This window comes from Kitasatospora sp. NPDC087314 (assembly GCF_044744365.1).
Lineage (GTDB): Bacteria > Actinomycetota > Actinomycetes > Streptomycetales > Streptomycetaceae > Kitasatospora.
On record NZ_JBIUYE010000004.1, the window covers coordinates 359,785 to 376,776 of the forward strand.

Annotated in this window: 12 protein-coding genes and 1 pseudogene; 7 read left to right on the plus strand and 6 right to left on the minus strand. The window is 75.0% G+C overall.

The genetic code is table 11. The features are described 5' to 3' along the window. The first annotated feature begins 35 nt into the window (after positions 1–35). Positions 36–386 carry a hypothetical protein gene (locus ACIO5E_RS10825; RefSeq protein WP_400665882.1) on the plus strand — a complete coding sequence of 117 codons (351 nt, stop codon included), beginning with the start codon at positions 36–38 and terminating at the stop codon, positions 384–386. Between the two features lie 199 nt (positions 387–585). Further along, positions 586–1,272, plus strand: a complete 687-nt coding sequence (locus tag ACIO5E_RS10830) for a sigma-70 family RNA polymerase sigma factor (protein WP_400665884.1) — start codon at positions 586–588, stop codon at positions 1,270–1,272. A gap of 59 nt (positions 1,273–1,331) precedes the next feature. Here the strand turns inward: ACIO5E_RS10830 and ACIO5E_RS10835 are convergent, their stop codons facing one another. After that, positions 1,332–4,154 (minus strand): BTAD domain-containing putative transcriptional regulator, encoded by a 2,823-nt coding sequence (locus ACIO5E_RS10835; RefSeq protein ID WP_400665886.1) that lies wholly within the window; start codon positions 4,152–4,154, stop codon positions 1,332–1,334. 266 nt (positions 4,155–4,420) lie between these two features. Here ACIO5E_RS10835 and ACIO5E_RS10840 point away from each other — a divergent pair, with 266 nt between their 5' ends. Both ACIO5E_RS10840 and ACIO5E_RS10845 read left to right on the plus strand, forming a co-directional pair. Further along, on the plus strand, positions 4,421–7,216 hold the full coding sequence (locus ACIO5E_RS10840) for a BTAD domain-containing putative transcriptional regulator (RefSeq protein WP_400665888.1): 2,796 nt from the start codon (positions 4,421–4,423) through the stop codon (positions 7,214–7,216). A 281-nt stretch (positions 7,217–7,497) separates the two neighbouring features. Further along, complete coding sequence (locus tag ACIO5E_RS10845) at positions 7,498–9,894, plus strand: ATP-binding protein (RefSeq protein ID WP_400665890.1); 2,397 nt, start codon at positions 7,498–7,500, stop codon at positions 9,892–9,894. Between the two features lie 108 nt (positions 9,895–10,002). Here ACIO5E_RS10845 and ACIO5E_RS10850 read toward each other — a convergent pair whose 3' ends face one another. Beyond that, entirely contained in the window at positions 10,003–11,268 is a 1,266-nt protein-coding gene (locus ACIO5E_RS10850; protein WP_400665892.1) for a serine hydrolase domain-containing protein, read from the minus strand. A gap of 253 nt (positions 11,269–11,521) precedes the next feature. Between ACIO5E_RS10850 and ACIO5E_RS10855 the strand changes: the two genes are divergently transcribed. Then, the gene (locus tag ACIO5E_RS10855) at positions 11,522–12,511 is read left to right on the plus strand and encodes a phospholipase D-like domain-containing protein (protein ID WP_400665894.1); all 990 of its coding nucleotides are present in this window, start codon (positions 11,522–11,524) and stop codon (positions 12,509–12,511) included. A 74-nt stretch (positions 12,512–12,585) separates the two neighbouring features. Then, a complete protein-coding gene (locus ACIO5E_RS10860) occupies positions 12,586–13,470 on the plus strand; it encodes an alkaline phosphatase family protein (protein WP_400665895.1) in 885 nt (294 codons plus the stop codon). Between the two features lie 159 nt (positions 13,471–13,629). Here ACIO5E_RS10860 and ACIO5E_RS10865 read toward each other — a convergent pair whose 3' ends face one another. Next, positions 13,630–14,064, minus strand: coding sequence for a VOC family protein (locus ACIO5E_RS10865; RefSeq protein WP_400665897.1), 435 nt, complete (start codon positions 14,062–14,064; stop codon positions 13,630–13,632). A gap of 98 nt (positions 14,065–14,162) precedes the next feature. After that, positions 14,163–14,456: a hypothetical protein gene (locus tag ACIO5E_RS10870; RefSeq protein WP_400665899.1), complete on the minus strand. Its 294-nt coding sequence runs from the start codon at positions 14,454–14,456 to the stop codon at positions 14,163–14,165. A 219-nt stretch (positions 14,457–14,675) separates the two neighbouring features. Here ACIO5E_RS10870 and ACIO5E_RS10875 point away from each other — a divergent pair, with 219 nt between their 5' ends. After that, positions 14,676–15,257 carry a hypothetical protein gene (locus ACIO5E_RS10875; RefSeq protein WP_400665901.1) on the plus strand — a complete coding sequence of 194 codons (582 nt, stop codon included), beginning with the start codon at positions 14,676–14,678 and terminating at the stop codon, positions 15,255–15,257. Positions 15,258–15,263: 6 nt separating this feature from the next. Here the strand turns inward: ACIO5E_RS10875 and ACIO5E_RS10880 are convergent. Both ACIO5E_RS10880 and ACIO5E_RS10885 read right to left on the minus strand, forming a co-directional pair. Next, positions 15,264–15,731: pseudogene (locus ACIO5E_RS10880) on the minus strand (transposase); the annotation flags it as partial. A 215-nt stretch (positions 15,732–15,946) separates the two neighbouring features. Continuing rightward, positions 15,947–16,900, minus strand: coding sequence for an NADP-dependent oxidoreductase (locus tag ACIO5E_RS10885; protein WP_400666260.1), 954 nt, complete (start codon positions 16,898–16,900; stop codon positions 15,947–15,949). Positions 16,901–16,992 lie beyond the last annotated feature (92 nt).

The window sequence follows — 16,992 nt, forward strand, 5'->3', positions numbered from 1 at the left end:
TGAGTCCCGTTCGGCGGGGCAGGGGGAGGGACACGATGGATCCGGATGGGCCGGACATGCGCGAGGTGGTCGCGGCGCTGGTGCGGCAGGAGGCGCCGAGCCGGCCCGGGCCGCCCGTGCTGGCGGTGCCCGAGGGCGCGGCGGAGGAGGTGATCACTGTCGCCCGGCGGCTCGCCCTGCGGGCGTTGCCGACCGAGCGGTGGAGAACGGAGCCCGCACCCGGGCTGCAGGAGCTGGCGGCGGCGCTGGTGGTCGACGAGCACCCCTCGGCGCCGGGCTGGTCGCCGGCGGAGCGGGAACGGCTGGCGGCCTGGGTCGCGGTGCTGATCGAGCACCGGGGCGAGGAGGGGGTCCAGGAACTGGTGCGGGTGCTCAACGAGGCCTGAACGGGCACCTGAACGGATACCCGGGGCATCTGGGCGGGCACCTGAGCGGTGCCGTCGGCGGCGGCCCGGCCGTGCGGGGCCGGGGCGTTGGCGGATCGTTGGCGCGGCCTTGGCGGCCGTGGGCAGGCTGCTGTTCGTAGCCGCCGGGGACGTCCGGTCGGTGTGTCGCCCTGCCCTTGCCCGATCTGAGAGGTCGCGCGTGTCGAAGCAGCCCGTCGCCCAGCCCACGTCCGTCGCCCAGCCGCCCGCCGGCACGGACCCGTCGGCCACCACGGCTGTCGTTCCCGCGCAACGCACACCGCAGTCGGCCCGGCCGACCCTCGACCCGGAGACCCTCGCCGAGATCTACCGGCTGCACGGCGGCTACCTGCTGCGTGCGCTGCTGCGCGCCACCCACGGCGACCGGGGCAAGGCCGAGGACATCCTGCAGGAGACCCTGCTGCGCGCCTGGCAGAACCCCGCGGCGCTGGCCGCCGGTGCCGAGCAGAGCCGCCCCTGGCTGTTCACGGTGGCCCGGCGGATCGCGATCGACCACCACCGGATGGCCGCCGCCCGCGCCAAGGAGATGATCGGCGAGCCGATGGAGGACCGCCCGCTCAACGAGGACCCGTACGAGCAGGTGGTCGCCGCCCGGGACATCGCGCTGGCCCTTCGCCGGGTGCAGAAGCACCACCGCGAGGTGCTGGTCGAACTGCACCTGCGGGACCACTCGGTGCTGGAGGCGGCGGCCCGGCTCGGGGTGCCGCCGGGGACGGTCAAGTCCCGCAACTTCTACGCGATCCGGGCGCTGCGCCCGGTCCTCGCGGCGGAGCACGGCTACGGCCCGGCCGACGGTCGTGGCCAGGCGGCGGCGCTCGACCGCTCCGGCGCCGCCGCCTCGCGGTGACCGACGCCTGATGAGCGGTGCCCGGCGACCGGTTACCGGTGCCTGATGATCCATCGGAGTCACCTGGCCGGACGCGAGTTCAGCGACTCCTCCAGGCTGGAGGTGAACTCGCTCCGCACCCCGGCCAGCCGATCGTGGCTCTGGAAGCGCTCCAGCGCCGAGCGCAGCCGGTCGAGCGCCTCCGGTTCGCGGCCCCGGCTCAGCAGGTAGGAGGCGTGGGAGTGCTCGGCGATCGCCTGCAGGTAGAGCAGGCCCGCCTCCTCGCAGCCGGCCAGCAGCTGGTGCCAGGCCAGGTCGGCGGTCTCGCCCCGTCCGTACGGGGGCAGCGCGTGCGCCTCGGTCAGCATCGACCACAGGTGGATCGAGGTGACCGGGCGGGCGGGCAGCAGTTCCCTGGCCTCGCGGGCCTGCCGTAGCGCGCCCTGCCGGTCCCCGGCCAGCAGGCTCACCCAGCCGTGGTGGACCAGCGCGACGGCCAGCCGCCCGGGGTCGCCGGTCTCCACGGCCAGCGCGGCCGCGCCGGACGCCAGCCGGGTGGCCTCGGTCGCGCTGCCCAGCATCGCGGTGATCAGCGCCTGGGTGGCGAGCGACCGGGCGTGCACCGAGCGGCCCTCGGGCCCGGGGGCGGACTCGCTGCCGGCCACCGCCCGGCGCGCCGCCTCGGCCGCCTCCTGACGCCGTTCCAGCCCGAGCAGGACGTTCGCCCGGGCGCCGTACAGCTGGGCGGCGGCCAGGTGGTCGCCGCACCGCTCGGCCGCCTGCCCGCCCGCGCGCAGGCAGGTCAGCCAGTCGGTGAACCGGCTGGAGGCGTAGTAGAGCGGGCCGGCGGCCAGGGCCAGCCGCCAGGCCCGCCCCGGGTCGGTGGTGGTGGCGGTGATCAGCGCCCGGATCGCGGGCTCCTCGGCGTGGAACCACTCCAGCGTGCTGCGGATGCCGCCGGCCGGCGGCAGGGCCCTCGGCGGGTGGGCCGGCGTGCCGAAGCCGACCTGGCCGGGTTCGATGAGCTCGCCGCCGTACGACAGCGCCGCCTGGTAGTAGTCCAGCAGCCGTTCCCGGGCGAGGCGCCGGCGCGGCTCGGGCTGCTCGGCGAGCAGCCCGGCGCTGAACAGCCGGACCAGCTCGGCGCGGCCGTAGCGCCCGGGGGCGGCGCCGGTGAGCAGGTGGTGGGCGGCGAGTTCGCCGAGCGCCTGGCGCGCGGTGGCCGGATCGGCGCCGAGCAGCGCGGCGCTGGTCAGGGTGTCCACCTCCCGGCCCGGGTGGACGGCGAGAAGGGTGAGCAACTCGGCGGCGCCGGGGGAGAGCCGGCGGTACGTCAGGAGCAGCTCGGTGCTGACGCCGGTCGCGCCGTCGGCGTCCAGGACGGGCAGCCTGGTCTGCTCGTCGGCGAGTTCGGCGACCAGGTCGGCGATCGTCCAGTCCGGCCGGGTGGCCAGCCGGGCGGCGGCGATCCGCAGGGCCAGCGGCAGGTGGTCGCAGAGCCCGGCCAGTTCGGTGGCGGCGGCCGGTTCGGCCCGCAGCCGGTCGGGGGTGAGCGCGCGCTCCAGCAGCCGTACGGCGTCGGTCCCGGGCAGCGGGGCCAGCCGCAGCAGAGCGGCGCCGTCGGCGGCCACCAGCCCCTCCAACGAGCCGCGGCTGGTCACCACGGCGGCGCAGCCGGGCCCCTGCGGCAGCAGGTCGGCGACCTGGTCGGCGTCGGCGGCGTCGTCCAGGACCACCAGCACGCGCCGCCCCCTGGTCCGGTCGCGGTAGAGCGCGGCCCGTCCGTCCCGGTCCGCGGGCACCGCGGCCTCGGAGACCCCGAGCGCCCGCAGGAAGCCGCCGAGGGCGGCCGCCGGGTCCGCCGGGCCGGCCGGGTCGAGGCCCCGCAGGTCGGCGAACAGCTGCCCGTCCGGGAAGTGCGGGGCGCAGCGGTGCGCCCAGGCGGTGACCAGCGCGCTCTTCCCGGCCCCGGCCGGGCCGACCACCAGCGCCAGGCCGTCACCGGCGCGCTCCGGGCCGCACTCGCGGTCCAGCCAGCGGCCCTCGGGCTCCCGGCCGACGAAGTCGACCGGGCGGCGCGGGAGCTGACGGGGCACCCGCGGGGCCGCCGGAGGGCCCGCCGGGTCCGCCGGGCGGGCCGTCACCGGTGCTTCGGCGTCGTCCCCGGACAGCACCTCGGCGAGGGCCGCCTGCAAGGCCGGGCCGGGCCGGATCCCCAGCTCGTGGTCCAGCCGCACCCGGGCCTGGTGGTAGGCGGACAGCGCGTCCGCCGGCCGTCCGGCCTGGTGCAGACAGCGCATCAGCAGCGCCACCAGCTCCTCGCGCAGCCCGTCGGTCCGCACGTTCTGCTCCAGGGTCGGCACCGCCGCCGCCCCACTGCCCTGACGCAGTCGCAGCCCGGCCCAGCTGAGCACCGCGGCGGTGCGGGCCTCGCCGAGCTGGTCGACCACGGCCGCGCGCATGGGGGTGTCGGGCAGATCGGCCAGGGCCTCGCCGCGCCACAGTCGCAACGCCTGCTCCAGCAGCGCGATCGCCTCCGCGTCCGCCGCGTGGTCGCCGAGCCCGGCCTGCCCGGCGGCCCGGGCGGTCAGCGCGTCGAAGCGCAGCGCGTCCACCTCCTCGGCCGGACCGGCCAGCAGGTAGCCGGACGACCGGGTGTGCAGCACGAACGGCGTGCCGGCGATCGCCTTGCGCAGCGCGGCCACGTGCCCCTGCAGGGCGGCCCGGGCGCTGGCCGGCGGCCGCTCGCCCCACAGCAGCTCGCAGAAGCCGTCGACCCCGACCACCCGGCCCAGCCGCAACGCGAGCAGCGCCAGGATCGCCCGCCGCTGCGCCCCGGGGAGCGAGGCGAAGCCGTCCGTCCCGGCCCGCAGCTCCACCGGGCCGAGGAGCCGAATCCGCACCGATACCCCCACATGACCCCACGATGTCCAGGGCGTCCCCCGCCCCAGGGCGTTCCCCGGGGTGGAGCAGTGTAGTGCCCGGAAGTGTCCTGTTCGCGCCAGAACGCCCACCCCGGCGGGCGACGCCGAGTGGCGGCACCGGCCGGGGACCCCATCCGGCCGCGGGCACCCGGCCGGACCAGGCCTATCCTCGGACGACGCCGGGAAGCCGCCGGCGGTTCTCGCCGGCGGCGGATCGGGCCGGCGACAGGGGAGGAGAGGGCCGCATGCACATCGACCTGCTCGGGCCGGTCGCCGTACGACGGGACGACGGGACGACGGTCACGCCCTCGGCTCCCAAACGCCGTGCGCTGCTCAGCACCCTCGCCATCCGGCTCAACCAGACCGTCGCCACCGACGAACTGATCGAACTGGTCTGGGACGGCGACGCGCCCCCCACCGCCCGCGCCGCGCTCCAGGGGCACGTCGCGGCGCTGCGCCAGCTCCTGGACGACCCCGGGCTCTCCCTGGACACCCGCGGCGCCGGCTACCTGCTGGTCGGCGAACCCGACCGGGTCGACCTGCTGCACTTCCGCCGCCTCTGCGACCAGGCGGGCGTGCTGCTGCCCGCCCCGCCCCCGCCCCCGCCGCCCGGGCAGGCGGAGCCGGACCCGGACGACCCGGCCGTGCCCCTGCTGCGCGCCGCCCTGGACCTGTTCCGCGGCCCCGCCCTCGTCGACTGCGGCTCCGCCCTGCTGCGCGAGCGCACCCTGCCGCACGTCACCGACCTGCGGCTGCGCGCCCTGGACCGGCTCGCCGAGGGCCTGCTCGGAGCCGGCCGCGGCGGCGAACTGGCCGCCGAACTGGCCGAGGCGGCGGCCGCCCACCCGACCCGGCAGACGCTGGCCGCCCGGCTGGTCCGCTGCCTCGACCAGGCCGGCCGCCGCGAGGAGGCGGCGGCCTGGTACGACCGGGCGGTGGCCCGGCTCTCCGGGCCACCCGGCCCGGAGCTGCGCCGGGCCGGCGAACCGCCGGCGGACGGCCCCGGGCGGCCGGGCCCGTCCGGGGCCTCGCACCTCGGATCGCCGCACCCGGGTTCGCCACAACTCGGTTCTCCGGACCGCAGGTTCACCGGCCGGTCGGCCGAACTCGCCCGGCTGGACGAGGCCCTGGCCGCCGCCCGGAGCGGTCACCCGATCCTGGTCACCGGAGCGGCCGGGGCCGGCAAGACCAGCCTCGTCCGACACTGGGCGGAGCGCTGCGCCGAGCGCTTCCCGGACGGCGTCCTCTACGCCGACCTGCGCGGCTTCGACCCGGCCGGGCCCCGCGAACCCGCCGAGGTGCTGGCCGGGTTCCTGCGCGCCCTCGGCGACGCCGCGGACGCCGTGCCCGCCTCGCCCGAGGACCGGCAGCAGCGCTACCGGGAGCTCCTGGCCGGGCGCCGAGTGCTGATCGTGCTGGACGACGCGCTCTCGTACGGGCAACTCGCCCCGCTGCTGCCCGCCCCGCCCCCGCCGGGGGACGGCCCGCCCGAGGACGGCACCCCCGGCACCTCCGGAACCCCCGGCCTCCCCGGCACCCCCGTCACCGTCGTCACCAGCCGCAGCCGGCTGCGCGACCTGCTGGTCCGCGAGGGCGGCATCCCGCTCCCGCTGGGCGCGCTCACCCCCGGGGACGCGGCCGAACTGCTCGCCCGGACCCTCGGCCCGGCCCGGGTCGCCGCCGAACCGGAGGCGGCCGCCGAACTCGCCGCCGCCTGCGACCACCTGCCGCTCGCCCTGCGCCTGGCCGCCGCCCGGCTGGCCGCCCGCCCCGGCTGGTCCCTGGGCGACCTCGCCGCGGAACTCGCCGACGAGCAGACCGGCCTCGCCGCCCTGGCCGGGACCGGCCGCGGCCCACTCGGCGTCACCACCGCGCTGGACCACACGTACCGCACGCTCCCGCCCGCCCCGGCCCGGCTGTTCACCCTGCTCGGCCTGCACCCCGGCGCGGTGATCGACACCGCCACCGCCGCCGCGCTCGCCGACCTGCCGCCCACCACCACCCGTACCCTGCTGACCCGCCTCGACGCCGTGCACCTGCTGGAGGAGACCACCCCCGGCCGCTACGCCCGGCGCGAGCTGGTCCGGCGCTACGCCGCCCGACAGGCCGCCGAACTCACCTGCGACGACCGCTTCGTCGCCCTCGACCGGCTGATCGCCCACTACCTCGCGGTCACCGCCGCCTGGACCACCGGCGGCTGGACCACCGCCGCCCGGTCCGCCGACGGTGGCGCGGCCCCGGTGGAGGCGGCCGCCTGGTTCCGCCGCGAGGAGAGCGCCCTGCGCGCCGTGGTGGTCTGCGCCGAGCAGTTCGGCCGGACCGCCGAGTCCTGGCAACTCGCCCACCGGATCGGCCTGCTGTACGAGACCACCGGCCACGACCGGACCCACTGGCGGGCCGTCACCGAGGCCGGGCTGCGCGCCGCCCACGCCTGCGCGGACCAGGCGGCCGTCGCCCGGCTGGCCACTGACCTCGCCGTCCTGCACGTCGACCGCGCGGCCTACCGCACCGCCGTGCAGCAGCTGGACCGGGCCGTGGCCGCCGCGGACCGGGCCGGCGACCAGGTGCTGCGCCACCACTGCCGCCGGCGGGTGGCCGGTGCGCTGCTGCGGGCCGGCCGCCACGACCAGGCGCTGCCACTGCTCACCGACCTGGTGAGCGCCGCCCGTACCCCGGCCGTCGGCGAACTGCTCGTCCGGACGCTCACCGACCTCGCCGACGCCCTGGTCCTGGCCGGTTCCCCCGGGCCGGCCCTGGTCCACGCCGACGAGGCCGTCCGGGTCGCCACCAGCCGCTCCGGTGGCGCCGAGGCCGTCCTCGCCACCCAGAGCCGGGCCCGCGCGCTGCACGCCCTCGGCCGCCGCGACGCCGCCCTCTCCTCGGCCCGACTCGCCGTCGCGCTCGGCCGAACGGTCGGCGACAGCGGGCTGGAGTCCCGCACCCACGGCCTGCTGGCCGACCTGCTCTGTGAGCTGGGCCGCACCACCGAGGGCGCCGCGGCCAGACGGCAGGCCCGGGCGCTGGCGGCGGGGGAGCGCTGACCGTGCCGGGCCGCCACCTCCGCGCCCACCGCTGCTGCCGCTTCCGCCCCCGCCGATCGGCACGACCGTAGGCGGAACCATGGGCAGAACCAGTGCGCGGAACCATCCCGTCGGCCCGCCGCCCGCCGCGGCCCGACCGGCGCACCCGCCGCCTGAGCTGGTCCCTCGATGCCGGGGAAGGATCGGACACGAGGCATACTTCTGCCCGGGCATACTTCTGCCTGGGACGGTCAGTCAGGCACAACGTCTGGCAGAAGTAACGGCGCGATCAGGGGCGGGACATGACGACTGCGGGCGGCACGGGGGCGGACACGGAGTCAGCGGGGGCCGGCGACTTCGGTCGCCTGCTGGCCGGGTACCGGGTGGCGGCCGGGCGCACGCAGGAGGAGCTCGCCGCGGCGGCCGGAGTCAGCCTGCGCGCCGTCGGCGACATGGAGCGCGGCCGTACCCGAGGACCCCAGCGGCGCACCGTCCGCGCCCTGGCCGAGGCGCTGGGCCTGGACGGTCCACAGGCCGCCGCGCTGGACCGGGCCGCGCAGTTCGGCCGCCCCCGAGGGACCAAGCCGGCCCCGGCCGCCGCCGTTCCCACGCCCGGTCCGGCCGACCCCTCCCCCGCCGGCGCCGGGTCGACCGGGGCCGAGGACGCCGCGCCCGCCGCCCCCCTCACCCCCGGCGCGCTCGCGCTGCCCCGCGACATCGCCGACTTCACCGCCCGCGAGGACGCCCTCGCCCTGCTGGCCGAGCTGGCCAAGGACGACCGACCCGCGCACCCCAGGGTGGTGCTGATCAGTGGTCAGCCCGGGCTCGGCAAGACCGCCTTCGCCCTGCACGCCGCGCACACCCTGGCCCCGTTCTTCCCCGACGGGCAGCTCTCGCTCGACCTCGGCGGCATGTCCGCCACCCCGCTCTCCGCCCGCGACGCGCTCGGCCAGGTGCTGCGCGCCCTGGGCGTCGCCGACAACGCGGTGCCCGCCGGGACGGAGGAGCGGGCCGGCCTCTACCGCGCCCTGGTACGGGAGCGCAGGCTCGTCCTGGTGCTGGACAACGCCGCCGACGAGAGCCAGGTGCGCCCGCTGCTGCCCGGCTCCGGGCCGGCCGTGACCCTCGTCACCAGCCGCAACACCCTGCCCGGCCTGGAGTCGGTGCACCGCCTGCGGCTGGACGCCCTCGCCCCGGGCGAGGCCGCCGACCTGCTGGCCCGGATCGCCGGCCGCGAGCGGATCGACGCGGCGCCCGACGCCACCGCGGAACTGGCCCGGCTCTGCGGCTACCTGCCGCTCGCGCTGCGGATCGCCGGGCAGCGGCTGATGGCCCGCCCGCAGCAGCCCGTCAGCCACCTGGTGCGCCAACTCGCCGCCGAGGAGAACCGGTTGGACCTGCTGGAGACCGGCGACCTGGCCGTCCGCCCGGCCTTCGCGCTGTCGTACCGGCGGCTGCCGGCCGAGTCCCAACTGGTGCTGCGCCGCTCCGCGCTGACCGCCGGTCACGACTTCACCGCGACCGTCGTCGCCGCCTACACGGGCCTGTCGGCGGTACGGACCGAACTCGTCCTGGAGCAGCTGATCGACGCCGGGCTGGTGCAACTGGCCACCCCGGAGCGCTACCGGCTGCACGACCTGGTCCGGCTCTACGCGGGCGAGCAGCTCGACGCGGACGAGCCCCCCGGGGAGGTGGCGAACGCCCGGGCCCGGGCGACCGGCTGGCTGCTGAACCGGGCCGCCGAGTTCGGCCTGCGGTTCGACCCGGACCGCGAGGCGGACCGGGACGCCGAGGCGCAGGACGGACCGGGTGCGGACCGGGACCGGACCGGCCCCCCGGTGCCGCTCACCGAGGCGGCGCGCTGGCTGGAGGAGGAGCACCCGGAGTGGCTGGCGGCCCTCCACCAGGCCTTCGCCGCGGGCCGGCACCGGGAGGTCATCGACACCGCCGAGGCCATGCACTGGTTCTCCGACCGGTTGCTGAGCTGGGACATCTGGGCCGAGGTCTTCCAGCTGTCGGCCGATGCGGCCCGCGCCTGCGGTGACCAGCTGGCCGAGGCCGTTCACGTGAACTACCTGGCCTGGACGTACGTCACCTGCCTGCACCGGTACCAGCGCGGCGTCGAACTGGCCGGAGAGGGGCTGCAGCTCGCCCGCCGGATCGGTGCCCGGGAGCAGGAGGGCTGGGCGCTGGTCTACCTCGCCGCCGGCCTCCGGCACCTGAACCGGCACCGGGAGGCCATCGACGCCTACCACCAGGCCGCGGAGGCCTTCGACGCCGTCGACAGCCGCTCCGGCCGGATCGGCCGGCTGGTCACGCTGCGCGGGGCGGCCAACTGCCTGCGCGACTCGGGCCGGGCCGAGGAGGCGGTGGAGTCCCGCCGGCGCGCGCTGGCCGGCGCACTGGAGCTGGTGGAGCGCTGGTCCTCGCCGCTGATGCACCTGATGGCGGCCATGACGGCACACGAACTCGGCCTGGACCGCGCCGCGTTGAAGCGCTGGCCGGCCGCCGAGAAGGCCTACCGGCAGGCCCTGACCCACTACGAGGAGATCGGCCGGCCGGACAGCATGACCAAGACCCTGACCGAGCTCGGCACCGCCCTGATCGAGCAGGGCCGCGCCGACGAGGCCCGCGAACTGCTCACCGAGGCGCTCACCGACCTCAGCGCGGACGGCCCCCGGCAGGGCCGCCGCCGCTAGGGCCGCTGCCGCTAGGGCCGCCGCGTCAGGGGCCCGAAGCGCGTCCGCCCGCACGGCTTGCGGGCCGTGCGGGCGGGTCGTGCGGAGACGGCAGGCCGGGAGGCCGGGTCAGATCCGGGTGTCCTCCACCACCGGCAGCGCGTCGTCCTCGGCGAAGGCACTCGGGGCGAACGCGGTCCGCGGCGCGACGGCCGGCTTCTTGCCGCAGAAGGCCGGCTCCAGCGCGTTCATCAGCCCCTGCGTCACGGCGCCGTTGTTGGAGGCGTTGGCGAACACGACGACCGAGCGGTGGCCGTCCAGGCCGGCGAAGGACTGGGTCTGGAAGCCCTGGACGATGCCGCCGTGGCCGTACACGTCACCGCAGGAGAGCGAGATGCGGCGCAGCCCGAGACCGTAGCCGATCTTGGCGGTGGGGGTGGGCAGCGCGGCGGTCATCTGCTTCAGCGAGTCGTCCGAGACGAGCCCGCCGGAGCTGCCGGCCACCAGCGCGGTGAGGAAGCGGTCCAGGTCGGCGGCGTCGGAGATGACGGCGCCGGCGGTCCACACCCAGGAGCCGGTCTGCTCGGTGGAGTCCAGCAGCGGCTTGGTGCGGTCGTCGTTGGTGAGGTAGCCGGTGACGTGCGCGCCCTGGATCTCCTGGTCGGGCACGACGAAGGAGGTCTTGCGCAGACCGAGCGGCTCGATGATCCGATCGCGCAGGACGTCCGCGTAGGGGCGGCCGGTGAGGTGCTCGACCGCGAGGCCCATCAGGACGAAGTCGGTGTTCGAGTAGGAGTAGCGGCTCCCGGGCGTGTACTGCTGGCCGTGCTTGACGGACATCGCCACCAGGTCGCGCGGCTCGTACACGTTGGTGCGGATGCGCGCCTCGAAGGCGCTGGTGGTCTCCTCGCCGGCCTGCTCCAGCAGATCGTTGGTGTGGTCGTAGATGCCGGCCCGGTGCTCCATCACCTGGCGGCCCGTCATGGTCCAGGTGTCCGGCAGGGTGCCGGCCGGCAGGTAGTCGCGCAGCGGCTGGTCGAGGTCGATCCGGCCCTGCTCCGCCAGCTGCATCACGAGAACGGCGGCGAACATCTTGCTGTTGCTGCCGACCCGGAACCGCCACGAGGAGTTCATCGGGGTGCCGTCGAGGTCGGCCTTGCCGGTCGCCAGCGAACGGGTGGTCTCGTCGGCGCCGTGGTCGCGGATCACGGCGAAGGCGCCCGGGGCGCCGGCGGCGGTGGTGGCCTGGAGGGCGGCGAGCACCGCCGCCGTGTCCGGGGCGGGCGCGGTGGTGGTGCCCTGGTCGGCGGCCACGGCGTGCGCGGCGCCGGTCGCCAGCAGGACGACGCCGGCGGCCGCCACCGCGAGGGGACGCAGAAGGCTGATCTTCGCCATGATCCTCTGTTCTCTCATCAGCTGACGCGGCGTCCGGCCACGTCCTCGAAGATCCACTATCACCGGCCGAGGCGGTGGCTGGCAACGTGAACCCGATCGGCCGCACCATCCGTTTCCCGTCCCGGGGTCAAGGTTTTACCTGCTGTCGTCTACCCGCGTCGACCGATCCACCCGATGCTGTTCGGGCGCTCCGCGCGTACTCCCGCACCCATGCCCAGGTCTTCCCCTCACCTCACCGATCGTGGAGTCCCGCATGCCCCTGGCCACCTTCGCGCGCCGCACCGGCGCGCTGCTGCTCGCCGCCGCCGGCCTGATACCGATGTCCGGCACCGCCCAGGCCGCCACCACCGCCACGTACACGGCGATCGTGTTCCCGGACCAGGACCACGGCGTCGTCTACGACCTCATCAACTCCGCCACCCGCTCGGTCGACGTGACCATGTACGAGCTTCGCGACAGCACCGCCGTCAACGCCCTGATCGGCCGCCGGCGGGCCGGCGTCCAGGTCCGGGTGATCCTCGACGGCCGGCACACCTCGGTCAACGGCGCCGCCTACTCGGCCCTCCGGGCCGCCGGGGTCGGGGTGACGTACTCCTCCTCCGCCTTCGTCTACACCCACCAGAAGACCGTCACGGTGGACGGCGCCAGGTCCCTGATCCTGACCGGGAACCTGGACGCCACCTACTACTCCTCCAGCCGCGACTACGGCGTCGTGGACACCGACGCCAACGACGTCTCCGCGATCGAGCAGGTCTTCGCCGCCGACTACGCGCAGACCTCGATCACCCCCTCCGACGGCGACAACCTGGTCTGGTCGCCGACCGACTCGCAGACCCGTCTGCTGGCCCTGATCAACGGCGCGCAGCGCACGCTCGACGTGGAGCAGCTGGAGTTCGGGGACCAGGCCCTGGTGGACGCGGTGGCCGCGGCCGCCTCCCGGGGCGTCACGGTGCGCGTGGTCGGTATGAACCCTTCGTCCTACGGCAGTTCCTTCGACCAGGTGACCGCGGCCGGCGGCCAGGTGGTCACCTACTCCTCGACCACGGGCCTGTACATCCACGCCAAGACCATCGTCGCCGACTACGGCACGCCGTCGGCCAAGGTGTTCGCCGGTTCGGAGAACTTCTCCGACAACTCGCTGAACAACAACCGCGAGCTGGGCCTGATCACCACCGACTCCGGCGTGCTCGACACCGTCGAGTCCACCGTCGCCCGCGACTTCTCCAACGGCACGCCGTACTAGGGCCCTCGGCGTATCGCGCTCCCACCCCCGTTCCGCGCGGCCTCCCCAGGCCGGTCTCTACCCAAGGACTTGTCATGACTTCGTCCACAAAGCCCCGTTCCCGCCGCACCGCCACCGCCCTCGGCTCGGCGGCGGCCCTCGTCGCCGCCTCCGCCGGTCTCTGGGCGGCCACCGCCTCCAGCGCGCAGGCCGCCGCCCTGCCCGTGCCCGACCACATCGTGGTCGTGGTGATGGAGAACCACGCCTACACCCAGGTCATCGGCAGCAGCAGCGCCCCCTACCTCAACTCCCTGGCCACCGGCGGCGCCAACCTCACCCAGTCGTTCGGCATCACCCACCCCAGCCAGCCAAACTACTACGCCCTGTTCTCCGGCTCCACCCAGGGCGTCACCGACGACAGCTGCGTCTCGGTCGGCGCCCTCCAGGCTCCCAACCTGGCCTCCGAGGTCACCGCCGCCGGCAAGACCTGGGCCAGCTACAACGAGACCCTGCCCGCCCAGGGCAGCACCGTCTGCAGCAGCGGCAAGTACGCGCAGAAGCACAACCCCTGGTTCGGCTTCGGCAACGTCCCGGTGAGCTCGGCCAAGACCTTCACCCAGTTCCCGACCGACTACACCACCCTGCCGAACGTCTCCTTCGTCGTGCCGAACCTCTGCAGCGACATGCACGACTGCTCGGTCGGCACCGGCGACACCTGGATCAAGAACAACCTCGGCGCCTACGCCACCTGGGCCACGAGCCACAACAGCCTGCTCGTGGTGACCTTCGACGAGGACAACCGCCTCGCCGGCAACCGCATCCCGACCGTGGTCTACGGTGCCCACGTCACCACCGGCAGCACCTCCGCCACCAGCTACAACCACTACAACCTGCTGCGCACCCTGGAGGACCTGGCCGGCGTCAGCACTCACGCGGGCAACGCCGCCTCGGCCGCGGACATCACCGGCATCTGGAGCTGACCACCGGCTCCTCCGGTACCCGGTCGGCCGGGCCGTGCCCCGGCCCGGCCGACCGGGCCCGTGGTCTCGCCTGCACGGGACGGCTCCCGGCCCGTGCGGGACCACCTTGGAGAGCGGCCCGAGGAAGGCGGCTCCCCGTCTCGCCGTCTCGGCGGATGCTCAGTCGAGACAGAACTCGTTGCCCTCGATGTCCTGCATCATGATGCAGGACTCGTTCTCGTCATCGGCAAGCAGCACGTGCACGCGTACCGCGCCGAGTGCGACCAGTCGTGCGCACTCGGCTTCGAGCGTGGCGAGGCGCTCCGCACCCACGAGCCCGGTGCCGACCCGCACGTCGAGATGCACCCGGTTCTTGACGACCTTGCCCTCGGGAACGCGCTGGAAGTACAGTCGCGGGCCCACGCCTTCGGGATCACTGCAGGCGAACCACGCACCCTGATCCGCTGTGGGGCGGGAGCGGTTGAAATCGTCCCAAGTGGCGAACCCCTCCGGTGGCGGCGGTGCGACGTACCCCAGCACCTCGCACCAGAAACGAGCGACGCGCTCGGGTTCTGCGCAGTCGAACGTGACTTGGAACTGCTTGATCGATGACATCGGCGCACCATAGCAGGAGGGCGATGTCGCGTGAGTGCCCGATGCCACGAGAAACGCCCCGCCAGTAACAGGGAACTGGCGGGGCGGGTTCGGGTGAACTACAGGACGTCCTCGCGGTGCTTGTCGAACCAGCCCGCCGCGGTCACCAGGGTCCGGTTGCCGCTCCCGTTGACCCAGCTCCAGGCGAGCGTCGTGGGCGCCGACTCCGCTGCGGTGACGTTCTCATGGTGGCTCGGGTGGTTCCACCAGGCATTCTCCGTACCAGCCGAACCAGCCGAACCAGCCGTACCAGCCGAACCGGCCGTGGCCGTGGCCGTGGCCGCGAACGCCTGGCCGCCGCCGAGGCCGAGCAGCGCAGCCGCCGCCACGCCGATAACTGCACGCTTGATCACTATGGTCCTCCAAGGACTCGAAGGGGTCGGTGATCGCAGTTCAACGGTCGCCGGTAGACAAGTGATCAACGCCGGTCACGCGGCCGCCCTGAGGGGTCCTCGAAGGAACGGGGCAGGCCCCGCCGCGACGGCAGGGGCCCGGGCGCTTCCGGTCCGGGTGGTGTCCGGGCGTCGCCCGGGAGGTCGACGGGGGTGGGGGGAGCAGGTGAGGATGGGGACGTGCGATTCGAACGTGTGCCGATGCCGGCGGGGCTGGGGGAGCGGCCCCGGGACGGTCGGGGCTACCCGGTGCCGGCGATCACGCCGTGGGACGGCGGTGAGCCGCAGTTCGCGCTGACGGACCACGGCCGCAGCGCGAACTGCGCGCTGGAGCGCCGGTGTTCGGTGTGCGGGGGGTTCATGGCGCAGGGGCCCGTGTGGCGGGTGGTGGGGGCGGCGGAGAGCGCGGCGATCGCGGGGGCGCTCGCCGAGGGGCGGCCGTACCGCAACCTCGCGCCGACCATGGAGGGACCGGGGCATCGGGCGTGCATGCTGTACGCGGCGATGGTGTGCCCGTACCTGGCGCGGCCGAACGCCCGCAGGGGCGTGACGGCGGACGGGGCGGACGCGGTGACGGCGGCCGCCGTGCGCGGCGCGGTGCGGGGCGGCACGGGCGCGGTGGTCGGGTTCGGCGACTACGAGTACGCGGTCACCGAGACCCGGGTGCTGTTCCGCTTCCTCGACGTGGTCGAGTTCCTGCCGCACGAGTCCGCCGACGAGCACCTGCCCGAGCTGCGCGCCGAGTTGGCCGCCAGGGACTGAGACCGGGCGGCACGCCCCTGCGGCGACCAGACCGAGCGGGACGCCGTGGGCCTCGGTGGCGATCGAGCGCTTCAGGCCCTGCTTCCCGCGGTCGACCGGGGACCGGCCCGCACGCTCGCCGCTGCACGGGGCCTTGGTGATGCAGCCGTCGACGGATATCTCAGACAGTTCCAGGCCGATCATGCGGTCGTATGCCTGGAGCGTGAGAGCGTGGACGGCCTCGGAAATGCCCTGCTCCGCCCACTCTTTGAGTCTTCGACGGATGGTGCGGTCCGAGCATCCGTGGCTGGAGAGGCGCTCGTAGCCCGAACCGTGGACCAGTGCGAGCACCACGTGTTCGACCACGGTTCGGTCGGGGACCCTGCGGCGGTGGCAGCCGAGTGGGTGGCCCGCAGCGAACTCCGGTCGTGTGGGCAGCAGTGCGGCGAATTGGTCCCAGAGGGGTTCGAGCAGGCAGGATGGCGGCGCGGGCACGGCTGTCCTTCGGGGTCACAGAACGTAGAGAACTCCATGATCGCGTAGGGCTGTGCCCGTTGCTGCCCGCCCCAGCCCTCCAGCGCCCATCGCCGGTCGGTCTTATTCCGGGGGCGTCGCATTCTCGGGCGGCGACCCCCCCATTGGGTCGGCCTGCGGTCGGGCTCGCCGTGAGCGCGGTGAATGTCTCGAGCCCGGGTGGTCTCTCCGGTTACTTAATCGGCGCCGACGGCGGGCAGGAGCAGGAGCTTCCCGCGGGCGCGCCCGGTCAGGCTGATCTCGAGGGCCTTGCGCCAGTCCGCGAGGGGGAATGTTCCGGCGACCGGCACGGTGAACCTGCCTTCGGCGGCCAGCTGTGCGAACTCGGGGAAGACGCTGAATAGTTCGTCGTCGGTCCGCTTCGCGGGGTCTTCGTGAAAGGTGTCGCGCACCCCGATCTCCGGCGCTGCGGCCAGGTCGGAGCAGGTCAGCACACGCTTGGGATCGCCGCCGACGATCTCGACGAGTTCGGGCAGGGCGCCGTTGGGCGGCGCGGTGTCGAAGACGAGGTCGACCTGGCCGGCGCCGAGGGCCTTGACCCGCTCGGCCAGGCCTTCGCCGTAGCCGACCACCGTGGCTCCGAGGTCGCGCAACTGCTCGGTGTAGGTCTCCCCGGCGGTCGCGATCACCCGCGCCCCGCGGACGAGGGCGATCTGCACGGCCGCGTAGCCGATGGTGGTTCCGGCACCGTTGACCAGGATCGTGCGGTCCGCGGCCAAGCCGAGTCGCGCGAGGTGCCAGGATGCGGTGCTCAGTGCCATCGGGAGCGCGGCGGCCCGGGTGAGGTCCAGTCCCTCGGGCACGGCGAACCAGTGGTCCAGCACGGCGCGGTCCGCCGCGCCGGCGCTCGGCTGGCCGGCGAAGTCGGCGGTGCCGAACACGCGGTCGCCGACGGCCACGTCCGTGACGCCCGCGCCGACGGCCTCGACGGTGCCCGAGACGTCGCAGCCGATGCCGCGCGGCAGGCTCCCGGGGAAGAGCCCGCGGCACAGCGCCCAGTCGGCCGGGGCCAGTCCGCACGCGTGCACGGCGACGCGGATGCGGCCGGGTCCCGGTTCGGGCACGGGGGCGGTCTCCAGGCGCAGGACGTCGACGGGCTCGCCGTTCTCGTGGAAGCGCACCGTGCGCATGGTGCCCGGCGCGGAAGCGGGTTCGGCCATGAGGTCTCCTCCAGGGTTAATCGGAACGCGTTCCGTTTATCTCCGGCATAGACTACCCCCAG